The sequence below is a fragment of the Aromatoleum toluclasticum ATCC 700605 genome (genome assembly GCF_000378245.1).
Lineage (GTDB): Bacteria > Pseudomonadota > Gammaproteobacteria > Burkholderiales > Rhodocyclaceae > Aromatoleum > Aromatoleum toluclasticum.
In genome coordinates, this window is sequence record NZ_KB899498.1 from 219,619 (window position 1) to 233,475 (window position 13,857).

Below are 13,857 nucleotides of genomic sequence, written 5' to 3' on the forward strand. Positions count from 1 at the left end.
CACTATCGGTTTAGCAGCCCTGCACGCTTGGCCTTGAAGATCGCGGCCGAGCGATTGCGCACGCGCAGCTTCATGAACAGGTTGTGCAGGTGCCACTTCACGGTGCCCACCGTGAGGCCGAGGCGATCGGCGATCTCCTGGTTCGACAGGCCGCTGTCGAGGAAGCCCAGCAGCTCGATCTCGCGGCTTGTCGGCGCGTCAAGTTCGAAGCTGTCGGCGGCGGCTTCCTGCTGCGGGGATGAGCGGTCGGGGGCAAGGGCGGGACCGAGGCGCTGGCGCAGGTCGGCGAAGAAGACAAACTCCTTGTCGTTGACCAGGGGCCAGTTCTTCTTCGGGTCGGCCATGATGAGCGGCTGGATCACGTCGGCATGTTCGACGAAGGGCTGCAGAAGACGGCGCGGTGCCGCGATGCCGATCGCGCGCAGCAGCGTCTTGGAGGCCTGCGCGGCATGGCCGGTCGCGGCTTCGATCTCCAAGCGGGTGAGGAGCAGGTGCACCTGCCAGGTGGCGCAAGGCGATTTCAGGGCCGAATGCAGCTCGATGTCGGTGGCTGCAAGGGCAGCCTGGAAGTCGCGTTGGGCGATCAGCCAGGCGATGCGCGCGGCGAGCAGGGACCGCCGGGCGCTGGCCAGCTGGGTTGCCGAAAGGGAAGGGGGGCGGGCGCTCAGCAGCCCTTCCATGTCCTGCCGGCGCACCCAGTCGGTCGCGGCCTCGATGAGTCCGAGCCGCACCAGACGTACCAGCACGGCGCACTGCAGCAGCAGCTGCAAGCGTGGCGGGAAGCTCGTCGCCACGGGGTCGAGGTGGCGCGGGGCGAAGACCGAATCCTGGCTGCCGTCCCACAAGCGCACCGCGACTTCGAGCCCCACCTTGGTGGTTTCGATAAAGCCGTGTTCCTTGGCCTGGCTGAGGCCGTTCAGCAGCCGCTCTCGCGCTTCGTCCAGATCGCCGCGCTCCAGCGCGATGCGCGCGGCCATCATGTCCATGGTCGACACGATCGAGGCCGCGGGGCCGAGCAGCTTGCGGGCGCGCGTGACGGCTTCCTGCAGGGTGTCGTGGACGAAGGCGAGGTCGCCTTCCTCGATGTCGATCAGCGCGTCCAGGCAGGACATCCAGCCGAGGCCGTATTCGCTGCCGGTGCGGCTCATCGAGTTACGGGCGAGCATGATGGCGCGCCGGGCGGCCGGAAAGTCGAGATCGGCGACGGCGGAAGTGCCAACCACGCAGGCGACGCCGGAGCTCTCGAAGGGATCGAGGCCGTCATCGCTTTCGAGCCAGCGCTCGCCGCGTGCCCGTGCTTCGGGGATGCGATCGAGCGAGAACAGGATGATCGAGAGCAGGGCCTGCTTGCGTCCGGGCATGCGATCGGCAACGGGGTCGTCGCTCTTCGTGCCCAGGCGCATTGCCGCGAGCACACGGTAGGCCTTCTCGTACTGGCGTGCGAAGAGCATCGCCCAAACGTACCAGTACTGCGCTTCGTCGGCGGGGAAGGGCTCGATCTCGAGCAGGCGTTCGTAGGCGTTGATGTAAAAGAGGTGACGGCCCTCGTCGCGCACCACGCCTTGTGCGCGACCGGCAAGGATGTCGCTGGCCTGGGTGCCGTCGTGGATCGTCAGCGCCAGTTCGAAGGCGTCGCGGTATTCGCCGTGCTTGCGGCACCACTGCACGGCCCGCCCGAGCACGGCGTGGCGTTCGGCCTCGCTGCGGGTGGCGCGCGATTCGCGCCGCAGGTAGTCGCTGAACAGGCCGTGGAAGCGGAACCAGCCAGGGCGGTCGGCGGCCGGGAAGATCATCAGGTTGAGGCGGATCAGCTCGGCCAGCATGTCGGGCGCCTGCGGCTTGGCGGTCGCGAAACTGCACAGGTCGGCGTTGAAGGCCTCCAGGTCCGCGATGTCGAGCAGGAATTCGGCGATCGCCGGGTTGATGGCGCCGAGCACGCGGCGCGACAGGATGTTGGTGAGGTTGGTGTCGAGCGCTGTCGTGCCGAAGCAGATCGATGCGGGGTTCACCCGTGAGGACATCGCAACGTGCATCAACCGCACCGCCGCAGGCCAGCCTTCGGTCTGCGTGTGGATGATCTCGGCCTGCTCCGGCGACAGCGGGACGGGATTCGAGCTTGAATCGAACAGGCTGCGGATCTCTTCGCTGCCCAGGCTCAGATCCGCCGCGCCCAGTTCGCGCAATCCGTCTTCGAGGCGGATGCGATGGAAGCTGTCGATCGGCAGCTCGACCGAACTCACCACGATGCGCAGTCGCGTCTGGCGGCTGAGCACCAGGCGTTCGATGAGGTTGCCGAGTTCGCCATCGCGGTTCGCGTCGAAGCCGTCTATGAGCAGGACCGTATCTTCTTGGAGTTGCTCCGCCGCCTGCAGAATGGCGTCGATACGCGCGTCGATTTCGATCATCGGCACGCCGTAGAACATCATGCCGGCGCCTTCGGTACCGCAGCCAAGCAAGCGCTCGATATGCGTAAGCGCGGTAGCGAAATCGGAGCGGCCCTCGTCGAGCGTATGCACTTCGCTGTTGCAGCCTGCGGCGCGCAGCGCCCGGGCGATGGCGGAAAGGAACACGGATTTTCCGTAGCCCCGCGGGGCGACGACGAGCAGCAGCCGGGGCAGCGCCTGCAGATGCGAGAACCGCCGGATGGCAGGCGTGCACACCGGTTTGAAATGGGGCTCGCTGGTCGCCGGTTCCGGCTGCACGGCCTGGGTCAAAAAAGTCTCCTCGTTATTCGCGCGGTGGAATTTGATCGCCGCCGTCATCGCACGGATTGTCCCGCTGGTGCGCTCGCCGGCAAACGTGTCCTGGCAGGGGTCGCAGGGATCTAGCGGGCGATTCTACGCGCTCACGTCCGGGCGGCAAAAGGAGGGGCGTTTTGTTGACATAGGTCAACGTTTCGTCACTTTGCGGTGGGGGCGGGCCTGATCCCTAACTCACGGTAGGGGATGGGATTCCGTGCAAATTCAAAACTCCGTGTCACGAGGCGGCCGACACGTGCCGCCGGATGCGTACGACAACAGGAGACGAAATTGCGCACACGTCGCGTCAAGAATGTTGCGCCGATGCTCGATCCGGGCGATCCCGGCTGGGCGTCGGTGCCTGTCGAACAGGTGTCGATGATGTCGACGCCGCTGGCGATGCAGCCCACGCCCTATATCCGCAATTCCTGGGAAGGCCGCGAGTACGGGCGCGTCGAGGCGCTCGAGGTCGCGAGCGTCCATGACGGTCAGCAGTGGGCACTGCGGGCGAGTTGGCGTGGGGTGAGCCCGGCGGGCAAGGACTTCCCCGATGCGTTGGCGATCGCACTGCCGGTGCGCGGCAAGCCGCTGCTGGCGCTGATGGGGGCCGCGGATGCGCCGATCCATTTCCTGCGCTGGCAGGCCAACAAGAGCGGGGCGGTTTCGCAGATCGCGACCGGTATCGGCTCCTCGGCGCCCGGGCCGGCGCTGGCGTGCTCGGCGCAGGCACGCGCCAAAGGCGATCGCTGGCAGGTGGTGATCTCTCGTCCGCTCGGGGGCGGCAGCGACATCGCGCCGCTGGTCGCCGGGCGCAAGACCGGTATCGGTTTCGCCGTCTGGATGGGCGGCAACGACGAGCGTGGCGGCATCAAGGCGTTCTCCATCGACTGGGCCGAACTGGCCCTCGACGCGTAAGGGAGATTGCCATGAGCAAACGACAAGTGGCCATGGTCATGGACCTCAACAAGTGCATCGGTTGCCAGACCTGCACCGTGGCCTGCAAGACCTTATGGACGCGCCGCGAGGGCATGGAGCACATGCTGTGGAACACGGTGAACACCCAGCCCGGCACCGGCACGCCGCACGGATTCGAGAGCATGGGCGGCGGTTTTCGCGACGGCGTCGCGCAGCGCGGGCAGCGCCCGAGCGTCGAGGATTTCGGCAAGGCGTGGAACTTCAATCACGAGGAAGTCTTCTTCGGCGGCAAGGGCGACGTCTCGCTCGCGGCCGACGGCGGCAAGCACGGCAAGGGACCGAACTGGGACGAGGACCAGGGCGGCGGCGAATTCCCGAACAGCCACTATTTCTACCTGCCGCGCATCTGCAACCATTGCACGCACCCGGCCTGTCTCGAAGCCTGCCCGCGCAAGGCGATCAGCAAGCGCGAGGACAACGGCATCGTCCTGATCGACGAGGACCGCTGCAAGGGCTATCGGTTCTGCCAGGAAGCCTGCCCGTACAAGAAGATCTATTACAACGAGGTCGAGGAGGTGTCGCAGAAGTGCATCTTCTGCTTCCCGCGCATCGACGAGGGCGTGACGACTGCCTGTTCACGCCAGTGTCCGGGGCGCGTGCGCTTCGTCGGTTACCTCGACGACCCGGAAGGCCCGATCTGGAAGCTCGTGACGAAGCACAAGGTCGCGCTGCCGCTGCATGCCGAATACGGCACCCAGCCCAACGTGTTCTACGTGCCGCCGCTGTCGCCGCCGAAGATCGACGACGAGGGGAACCCGACCGACGAGGCGCGCATCCCCACCGAATACCTGGTGTCGCTGTTCGGGGATGGCGTGCATGAGTCGCTGAAGACGCTCGAACGCGAGCGGGAGCGCAACAAGCGCGGCGAGAAGTCCGAGTTGATGGACCTGCTGATCGCACGCAAGTGGCTGGACATGTTCGGTCCGTTCCAGAAGCACCCGCGCGAGGTCGCACGCAACCGGCCGATTCCGCAGAACCAGCAGAAACCGCGCGCCCAGCAGGTATCGGCGATCCGTTTCTACACGAAGGAAGAATTCAAGAAGGGAGGCCGCGAATGAGCGCCGGAATCGATCGTCGCGGCTTCCTCAAGAGCGCCGCGGCCCTGATGGGCAGCCTGTCGATGCCCAACTTCGTGGTGTCCTCGGCGGCAGCCGCGGGCGCAGGGAAGCTGCCGGCCGTGCCGCTCTATACCTCGTGGAAGGACGTTTATCGCAGCCAGTGGACGTGGGACAAGGTGGTGCGCAGCACCCATCACCTCAACTGCTGGTTCCAGGCGCACTGCTCGTGGGACGTCTATGTGAAGGACGGCATCGTTTATCGCGAGGAACAGGCCGGGGAATACGAGCAGGTCAATGCCGAACTGCCGGACTACAACCCGCGCGGCTGCCAGAAGGGCGGCTGCTTCTCGGAGCGCATGTACGACCCGTCCCGCATCACGCATCCGCTGCGCCGGGTGGGGCCGCGCGGCAGCGGCAAGTGGGAGCGCGTGAGTTGGGACGAGGCGCTGCGGGACATCGCCGACACCTATCTCGACGTGACGCTGGAGGAAGGCACCGACCGCACGATCTGGGACCTCGGCCCCGGCATTGATCTCGGCGTGTCGATGGCGGCGCAGGGCCGCTTCAGCATGCTGACGCAGTCGATCGGCCTCGACATGGACGGCGAGATCGGCGACTCGCGCCGCGGCACGCTGGAGACCTTCGGCAAGATCGTCTTCGAGCGTTCGGCTGATGACTATTTCTATTCCGATCTCATCCTTTTCTGGGGCGGCAACCCGGTCTACACGCAGATCCCGCAAGCGCACTTCTTCACCGAGGCGCGCTACCGCGGGGCGAAAATCATCTCGATTGCGCCGGACTACAACCCGTCCGCAACGAAATCCGACCTGTGGGTGCCGATCAAGCCGGGGACAGATGCCGCCTTGGCGTTGGCCATCTGCCACGAGATCGTCGCCGGCGGTCATGTGAAGGAAGCCTTCGTCAAGGAGCAGTCCGACCTGCCCCTGCTCGTGCGCAGCGACACCCTGCGATTCCTCAAGCAGGCGGACGTGCAGGAAGGGGGGCTGGAGAATCACCACATGCTGTGGGATGCGGCGAGCGACAGCCTGCAGACCGCGCCCTTCCGCTCGCTCGCGCTGGATAAGCTGGATCCCGCGCTCGACGCCAAAAAGCGGGTGACGCTGAAGGATGGCAGCGAGGTCGAAGTGCGCAGCGTCTTCTCCCTGCTGCGCGACCGCTTGGCGGACTACGCGCCCGAGGCGGCGTCGAAGATGTGCGGGGTCAATCCCAAGCTGATCCGCCGGCTTGCGCGCGAGATCGTCAGCGCCGACAAGGTCTCGAACATCGCGCAGACGAGCATGTGCAAGTACTTCCACGGCAACCTCGCGGAACGCTCGATGGCGCTGATCTTCGCGCTCACCGGCAACATCGGCCGGCGCGGCGCGGGCTTCTCCGGCTTCCCGCTGCTCACGCCCGACGGCGGCGACAAGTTCGCGATTCCGCCTTCGTTGCAGGAGGCGGCGCAAACTTTCGGCAAGCTCGAACCGCTGATCCACCAGCGTCTCGAGGCCGGCGACACGCACGAGATGATCGTCACCGACCTCGGGCGGATGATGTTCGCGCCCGGCAACAAGCTGCTGCGCCTGCCTGTGTGGACCTCCGGCACCCTGTTCTGGTCCGTGCATGGCGGTGTCGGCGAGCTGTCGAAGCGCGCCGACGAGTGGGGGCTGGGCAACAAGCGTCCGCTCGACGCCTATCTGGACGAGTCGCTCTCGAAGCAATGGCAGCCGCTCAACCCGCCGCCGGATCGGCCGCCGCGCATCATGATTTCGCTGTGCAGCAACACGCTGCGCCGTGCCCGCGGCAGCGAGAAGCTGCTGGAAGTGCTGTGGCCGAAGCTGAAGAAGATCGTCGTCATGGACTGGCGCATCAACTCCACCGCGCGCCACGCCGACTACGTGCTGCCGGTCGCGCCGTGGTACGAGCGCACGTCGCTGAAGTGGGTCACACCGCTGTCGCCCTACCTCACGATCACCGACCAGGCGACCAAGCCGCTGGGCGAGTCGAAGAGCGACTGGAGCATCATCGTCGCGCTGTCGGAGGCGATCCAGAAGCGTGCGCGCGAGCGCGGCATCAAGTCGGTGCAGAGCCCGCAGGGGCTGGAGGTGAAGCTCGACAGCCTTTACGACGACCTGACGATGAACGGGCAGTTCAAGGAAGGCGACGACGACAAGGTGGCGCGAACGATCTATGACCTCGGCGGCACACACAAGAAGCTGTCGTGGGACGAGATCAAGAAGAAGGGCTTCGCGCGCTTTGAGAAGCTGCCCGAGGAACCGAGCTCGATCGGCAACATGTGCGAATTCCCCGAGAACGACAGCATCGTGCCGCTGACCTTCCACGTACGCGACAAGGTGCCGTATCCGACATCGAGCCGTCGCATTCAGTTTTTCGTGGACCACCCGTTCTACGAGGAACTCGACGAGCTGCTGCCGCGCTTCAAGGCGCCCCCTATGATCGGCGGCGACTACCCGCTGATGATGACCGGCGGCAAGACGCGCTGGAGCATCCATTCCACGTGGCGCGACAGCCGCATCATGCTGCGCCTGGAAGCGCGGCCCGAGCCCTACATGCTGGTGTCGATGGCCGATGCGACCAGGCGGGGTATCGTCGACGGGGACTGGATCCGCGTCTGGAACGACGTCGGAAGCTTCAAGTGCAAGGCGAAAGTGTCGCCTAGCCTGCGCCCGGGACAGACGCTGATGTACCACGCCTGGGAGCAATACCAGTTCCTCGCTGGCGGGGACATGAACAGCGTCTCGCCGACCCCGCTCAATCCGGTTGAGCTGGCCGGCGGCCATCCGCACCTCACCGCAGGCGTACTGCAGGGGCAGAGCTCGGTCTTCGATCGCGACACGCGGATCGAGATCGAGCGCATCGTCGAAGGAGTCCCCGCATGAGCGCGCGCGACGAATTCACGGACTTCTCGCGCAGCGCCATTGGCCGCAGCGCAATGTATGCCGCGCTTTCGCGTGCCTTCACGTATGAGGGCGCCGGCAGCGGGCCGATGGCGATTGTCGGCAGCGACTTCAACACGGCCTTCGATCCATCCGTCAGCGAGCAGGCGTGTTCATTGAGGGAGGGGGCCTACGCCGGCGGGGACCAGAGCGCGCTGTTCGAGGAGCTCATGCGCTTTTATGGCTTCTTCGGGCTTGGGCGGGATGAACGCGCCGAGATGCCCGACCACCTCAGCGTCGAACTCGAATTCATGCATTTCCTGACACACCAGCAGGAGTGCTCGGCCGGGCAGCCCGAGGCCCGCGAGTCTTTGCTGCGTGCCCAGCGCGATTTCCTGTCGCGTCACCTGCTGCGGCTGGTGAGCGGCGTGCGCAGTGCATTGAAGAGCGGATCGTCCGCCTGCCGGGACTTGATCGAGCTCACCGCCGCCTTTGTCGACGAAGACCTACAAGAACTATCCAGGAGACAGACTTCATGAAAACCATCGTCATCGGCGGCGGACCCGCCGGCTGCGCGGCCGCCTACACCTTGAGCAAGCAGGGCCACGACGTGCTGCTGTTCGAGGCCTCGGACCAGGTCGGCGGCCGCACCAAGCAGCTTCGCCGCGACGGCTTCAATCTCGCCACCGGCGCACTGTTCCTGATGGGCGGCATCTATCCCCGCACGTCGGCGCTGCTCGCCGAAATGGGGCACGAGCGCGAAGTCGTGGCGTGGGGCGGCGCATCCGAACTGCAGGACAAGGACGACTCGCGCTATCCGGTGAGCTTCGTGTCGCTGCCGAGCTACCTGCGGATACCGGTGCTGACCCTGGGCGACAAGCTGAAGGTGGCCTTGGCGGGGCTGAAACTGTACGCCGGCTCCGGCGCAGGCAATGCGTTCAACGGGGCGGAACTCGCCGCCTTCGACAAGGGCGAGAATCTGGAGACATGGTCGCGGCAGAATCTCGGCGATCGAGCCTACGAATACATCGTGCGGCCGATCATGGATTTCCTCTATGCCGTGCCGGCGAGCTGGCTGTCGACCCCGTTCCCGCACGCCATCATCCGGCAGGCGCACAAGATGAAGTTGTCGGTGCCCCCAGGCGGAATCGGCCAGGTCAGCGAATGGTTCGTCAAGGCGGCGAAGCGGGCACAAGTCCGTCTCTCGTCGCCCGTAGAACGCATCGAGCGCAACGGAAACGGTTTCCGCGTCTTCGCTAACGGCGAGGCGTACGATGCCGACGGGCTGGTGGTTGCCACGGAAGCCTTCGTCGCGGCCAAGCTGCTCGAGTCCCACATCGACGCGGACGCGAAGCGCAGGCTTACCGAAGCGCCCTACACCGACTACGCGCACGTCGCGATCGGCTACGCGAAAAGTCCGTGGCCCGACTATCCGAACGACATCGTGCTGCCGGTCGGCGTCGGCGAGACGCGCAACATCGGCGCGATTGTGTTGCACAGCCGCCGCAATCCGGGCTCCGTACCGAAAGGTGCCGAGGCGGTCGGCGTCTACTTCAACACCCCGCCGCTCGCCCACATGAGCGACGATGACATCAAACGCGAAGCGGTGGAAGCGGCCGTAAGAGCCTTCGGTGCCGCCCCGGAACCCAGCTTCGTACACCTCTTCCGCTACGACCGCGGCCTGACGATCGCCGGTCCCGGTCACTACGCGAAGCTCGACGCCGTACACAAGGCCATGCCGCCCCGCGTGTGTCTGGCGGGCGACTACTTCTCGCAGGCGGGGGTCGAGGCAGCGGTGTTCAGCGGGGAGCGGGCGGCGCAGGTGCTGGATCGAGCACTGCGTGAGTCGGGCGGTGTTCCTTTACACGCGCCCGCTGCAGCTGAACTTACCGCTTAATCGACGAACCCGACTTGTCTGCCCGTGTAAGGACGCGGACGCTTCGGCAGGGCGAAAGCGACAGAAGATCGTCCTCGACCGGAACGATTGCCGCATGTCCGCGGACGCACCGTCGCCCTCCTAACTATCGGTAGGGGGGCGATTGCGAGACAAGGACTAAGTTCTCCATCACACCAAGAAGACAACGATGGAGACAGGCAATGCAGGTGGCCTTCAGTGCGGATGAGCGGCGGACGGTGGAGCAACCTTACTACCTTCCTGGCGGCAACGAGATCGAGGTGTTCGAGGCTGCGCATCGCCAGCGACTGCCGCTGATGCTGAAGGGGCCGACGGGTTGCGGCAAGACAAGGCTCATCGAGCATATGGCGACCCGGCTCGGGGTGCCGCTCATCACGATTGCCTGCCACGAAGATATCACCGCGGCGGATCTCGTCGGACGTTATCTGCTGCACGGTGGTGAAACTGTGTGGGCCGACGGGCCGCTGACGCGGGCCGTGCGTCGCGGCGCGCTGAAGGCGGGGGGCCTGCGCACCTTGGTCGGCAGCATCGAGCAGCGGCAGCGTTTTCTCGTGCTGGAAGTGGAGCGTTGCTGCGAGCGGATTGCCGACCGATTGCCGACCGATTGCCGCGGGCGTTCATGAAGGCCATCGAACCTTACCGTACGGGACACTGTTCGCGGAATGCGGAGGATTCGTTAAGGATTACCCGCAGTCGCGCACTGTTGCCCCCGCCCGAGTGGTACGGCACGATGCAACCGTGGGCCGTCCTGCTCCGGAATTTGCGGGGCGGAGGGCGCAAGACGGACGCGCGCAAGCTGGAACAGCTGGAGGCACGGCTGGACGGGCTCCAGCAGGAGCAGGCCGAGGGTGACGAAGACGCGCTGACGCGTAATCCCTTCTGGAAGCTGCTGTCCTCGCCGCTCGGCAAGGACGGATTCTTCGCTCGTTTCATGCGCGAAATCTTCGACATGCAGTCTTCCCCTGAACAGGCCGCCGACACGGGTATCGAGGGCTCGTCCGAAATGGTGAGTGGGCGGGCGTCACGACACGCGCTGGACATCACCAAGGCGTTGCGTTCGGGCATGTCGGTAGCGATTCCAAGCGCATTCGTGGGGCCCGAGGGGGGCGCCCACAGCTATCCGGAATGGGACGCCGGCAAGGCGCGCTACCGTTTCGACTGGACCAACGTCGAGGAAGTCGCCCCCGGGTCTGACGAGCCTGTCTTCGATGCAAGCCTGCTCGACCCAGCGCCTGACCAGCGGCTGCAGCGCTCGCTCGCGGGACTGTGCCTGGGATTCCGTCGGCATGCGGGGCAGACGAATGGCGACGAACTCGTACTGGATCGCCTGATCCGGCTCGCCGTTGACCTGCGAAGCGGCCATTCTGGCGAGGAACGCATCTATTCCGCGAGCTTGCGCACGCGCCGTGATCTTGGCGTGCTGATCCTCCTCGATGTCTCCAGTTCGACGCTCGAAGGCGACGCCGGTGATCGTGTCGTCGATCGCCAGGTGCGCGCCGCGTGGAAGCTGTGTCAGACCTTTGACCGCCTCGGCGACCGGGTTGCGATGTACGGCTTCCACTCATGGGGCCGCACCCTCGTGCGCTTCCAGCACCTGAAGGCATTCGACGAACGTTTCGGCGCGGCAACCCGCGACCGCATGAGCCGCCTTTCCGTCGCGGGCTACACGCGCAGCGGCGCAGCCATCCGGCATGGCACGACGCTGCTCGACACGCATTCCGGCACCCCTTTCAAGCTCCTGTTGCTGATCTCGGATGGTTATCCCTACGACGATCAGTACGAAGGCGAATACGCCGACCAGGACACGCGCAAGGCGCTCGAAGAGGCGCGCGCGCGGGGCGTCGCCTGCCTGTGCCTGAGCGTGGGCAGCGATACCGACGCGGCACGGCTCGAGCGGGCGTGGGGATCGGCCAACTACCTCGCGATGGGCAGCTCCTCCGAGATGGCGAGCCGGCTGCGGGAGGCGATCGAGCAGGCAATAGGCGCCGCGGCACGCAAGACGCGTGCAGCGGTGTGAATGGAAAACGACCTCGACAGAGAAGATGGAAACAATGACATACGAACTTAAACGCGGGCGCGTCCAGGCCAACGGGCTGGAGTTCCACTACCTTGAACAGGGGGAGGGGCCGCTGGCGCTGCTGCTGCACGGCTTTCCCGACACGGCTGTGACGTGGCGTCACCTGCTGCCCGCGCTGGCAAGCCAGGGATACCGGGCCGTCGCACCCTACATGCGCGGCTATGCACCGACTACCGCACCCGAGATGGCCAGTCTGGATGGGGTAGGGCTATTCCTCGCCCTGGGTGCCGATGCGAACGCGCTGCATGGCGCCTTGGGCGGCACCGGAGAGTCAATCATCTGCGGCCACGACTGGGGCGCGGTGGCGACGTACTCGGCGGCGCTGCAAGGACCCGCGTTGTGGAAACGCTGCGTGACGATGGCGGTGCCGCCACTGCAGGTACTCGCCCGCCGCCATTCGACCTACGCGCAGTTGAAGCGCTCGTTCTACATGTGGTTCTTCCAGATGGCCGCCGCGGACGAGGTCGTTGCTGCCGACGATTTCGCCTTCATCCGCGATCTGTGGGCCGACTGGTCGCCTGGCTACGACGCCCGCGAGGACGTCGCCGAAGTTGCTCGCTGCCTCAGCGGCAAGGCGAACCTCGAAGCGGCGCTCGGCTACTACCGCGCCTTCTTCGATCCCGCGAGCTTCTCCTTCGCCTACGGCGACGGCGCCGGGGCGCTCACCCAGCCGCTGCTGTACCTGCACGGCGCGCGCGACGGCTGCATAGGCCTCGACGGGGATGCGCTGACTGAAATGCTCGCCCATGTCGGCCCCGGCTCGCAGGCGCTGATGGTTCCCGAGACTGGGCACTTCCTGCATCTGGAAGCGCCGGAATTCGTCAGCAAGCAGATTATTAAGTTCATTAAGTAATGATAGCGGGGGCGCCGAGCTGTATCGGAGAAGGCGCCGTTGTTCTTGTGCCTGTCGTTTGAGAATTGAAAATTAGTACGCTACAAAATTATCTTGATTCGCTCTAAATCGTACGCTACCATACTTAAAACTCAACGGACGAGACGGAGCACACCATGATCAAGCGCAACCTGTTCAGTGAAGAGCACGAGATGTTTCGCGACACGGTGCGTAAGTTCATCGATAGGGAAATCCGCCCGTACCACGCGCAGTGGGAGAAGGACGGCATCGTGTCGCGCGAGGTGTGGCGCAAGGCCGGCGACGCCGGGCTGCTGTGCTGCACGGTCGACGAGCAATACGGCGGCCTCGGGCTGGATTACCTCTTCGACGTCATCGTCTTCGAGGAAATCGCGAAATGCGGCTACACCGGACCGGGCTTCCTGATTCACTGCGACCTCGTCGCCACCTACATCAAGTCCTTCGGCACCGAGGAACAGAAGCGCCAGTGGCTACCCCGCATGGTGAGCGGGGAGGCGATCGGGGCGCTGGGCATGACCGAACCGCATGCGGGCTCCGACCTCAAGAACATCCGCACGCGCGCGGTGCGCGACGGCGACGACTACGTGATCAACGGCCAGAAGGTGTTCATCTCCAATGGCCAGATGTGCGATGTGCTGGTGCTGGCCGCCAAAACAGACCGCGACGCCGGCGCCAAGGGCATCACGCTCTTCCTCGTCGATACCAGCCTGCCCGGCTTCAAGCGCGGCAAGAACCTCGAGAAGCTTGGCCTCAAGGCGCAGGACACCTCCGAGCTCTTCTTCGAGGATCTGCGCGTGCCGGCGAGCTCGATCCTCGGCGCGGAAGGGCAGGGCTTCGCGATCATGATGACCAAGCTGGCACAGGAACGCCTCGCCCAGGCGATCCGCTCGGCGGCGGTCGCGGAGGAGGTGATCGGCTACACGGTCGACTACACCGCCAACCGCGAAGCCTTCGGCAAGACCATCGGCGACTTCCAGAACACCCAGTTCAAGCTCGCCGAGCTGCACACCGAGGCAGTCATCGGACGCGTCTTTACCGACCGGTGCATCGCGCTCTTCATGGACGGCCAGCTCGATGCGCTGGATGCGGCAATGGCCAAGATGTGGCTGTCGAACCTGCACTGCAAGGTCGTCGATGAGTGCCTGCAGCTCTTCGGCGGCTGGGGCTACATGTGGGAATACCCGATCGCGCGCGCCTACGCCGACGCACGCATCGTAAAAATCGCCGGGGGCTCCATAGAAATCATGAAGTACCTGATCGGGCGAAACCTGTTTGCCGAGAAGAAGCCGCGCGAGCTCACGACCTCGTAAGCGGCTCGCCGGTAGA

Annotated in this window: 9 protein-coding genes and 1 pseudogene; 9 read left to right on the forward strand and 1 reads right to left on the reverse strand. The window is 65.2% G+C overall.

What is annotated here, in order from left to right:
* Window positions 1-2: 2 nt before the first annotated feature.
* Window positions 3-2,714 (reverse strand): LuxR C-terminal-related transcriptional regulator, encoded by a 2,712-nt coding sequence (locus F464_RS0115330; protein ID WP_157353799.1) that lies wholly within the window; start codon window positions 2,712-2,714, stop codon window positions 3-5.
* Window positions 2,715-3,029: 315 nt separating this feature from the next.
* Between F464_RS0115330 and F464_RS28735 the strand changes: the two genes are divergently transcribed.
* The 9 genes and pseudogenes from F464_RS28735 to F464_RS0115365 all read left to right on the forward strand — a co-directional run bounded on the left by F464_RS28735 (window position 3,030) and on the right by F464_RS0115365 (window position 13,841).
* On the forward strand, window positions 3,030-3,653 hold the full coding sequence (locus tag F464_RS28735) for a DOMON domain-containing protein (RefSeq protein WP_018990719.1): 624 nt from the start codon (window positions 3,030-3,032) through the stop codon (window positions 3,651-3,653).
* An 11-nt stretch (window positions 3,654-3,664) separates the two neighbouring features.
* Complete coding sequence (locus F464_RS28740) at window positions 3,665-4,771, forward strand: 4Fe-4S dicluster domain-containing protein (protein ID WP_157353801.1); 1,107 nt, start codon at window positions 3,665-3,667, stop codon at window positions 4,769-4,771.
* Window positions 4,768-7,671: a molybdopterin-dependent oxidoreductase gene (locus F464_RS29965; RefSeq protein ID WP_018990721.1), complete on the forward strand. Its 2,904-nt coding sequence runs from the start codon at window positions 4,768-4,770 to the stop codon at window positions 7,669-7,671. Before F464_RS28740 ends, F464_RS29965 begins: the two co-directional genes overlap by 4 nt.
* Entirely contained in the window at window positions 7,668-8,207 is a 540-nt protein-coding gene (locus tag F464_RS29970) for a molecular chaperone TorD family protein (protein ID WP_018990722.1), read from the forward strand. The genes F464_RS29965 and F464_RS29970 overlap by 4 nt, the downstream gene beginning before the upstream one ends.
* Window positions 8,204-9,565, forward strand: coding sequence for a protoporphyrinogen/coproporphyrinogen oxidase (locus F464_RS0115350; RefSeq protein WP_018990723.1), 1,362 nt, complete (start codon window positions 8,204-8,206; stop codon window positions 9,563-9,565). Before F464_RS29970 ends, F464_RS0115350 begins: the two co-directional genes overlap by 4 nt.
* A 200-nt stretch (window positions 9,566-9,765) precedes the next feature.
* Window positions 9,766-10,077: pseudogene (locus F464_RS28755) on the forward strand (AAA family ATPase); the annotation flags it as partial.
* Between the two features lie 209 nt (window positions 10,078-10,286).
* On the forward strand, window positions 10,287-11,600 hold the full coding sequence (locus F464_RS28760; RefSeq protein WP_018990725.1) for a nitric oxide reductase activation protein NorD: 1,314 nt from the start codon (window positions 10,287-10,289) through the stop codon (window positions 11,598-11,600).
* Between the two features lie 34 nt (window positions 11,601-11,634).
* On the forward strand, window positions 11,635-12,513 hold the full coding sequence (locus F464_RS0115360; protein WP_018990726.1) for an alpha/beta fold hydrolase: 879 nt from the start codon (window positions 11,635-11,637) through the stop codon (window positions 12,511-12,513).
* A 155-nt stretch (window positions 12,514-12,668) separates the two neighbouring features.
* On the forward strand, window positions 12,669-13,841 hold the full coding sequence (locus tag F464_RS0115365; RefSeq protein ID WP_018990727.1) for an acyl-CoA dehydrogenase family protein: 1,173 nt from the start codon (window positions 12,669-12,671) through the stop codon (window positions 13,839-13,841).
* Window positions 13,842-13,857 lie beyond the last annotated feature (16 nt).

Bases quoted from the DNA above. Each gene is read 5' to 3' on its own strand.
- F464_RS28740 (WP_157353801.1), top strand. From the start codon at position 3,665: ATGAGCAAACGACAAGTGGCCATGGTCATGGACCTCAACAAGTGCATC.
- F464_RS29965 (WP_018990721.1), top strand. From the start codon at position 4,768: ATGAGCGCCGGAATCGATCGTCGCGGCTTCCTCAAGAGCGCCGCGGCC.
- F464_RS29970 (WP_018990722.1), top strand. From the start codon at position 7,668: ATGAGCGCGCGCGACGAATTCACGGACTTCTCGCGCAGCGCCATTGGC.
- F464_RS0115350 (WP_018990723.1), top strand. From the start codon at position 8,204: ATGAAAACCATCGTCATCGGCGGCGGACCCGCCGGCTGCGCGGCCGCC.
- F464_RS0115360 (WP_018990726.1), top strand. From the start codon at position 11,635: ATGACATACGAACTTAAACGCGGGCGCGTCCAGGCCAACGGGCTGGAG.
- F464_RS0115365 (WP_018990727.1), top strand. From the start codon at position 12,669: ATGATCAAGCGCAACCTGTTCAGTGAAGAGCACGAGATGTTTCGCGAC.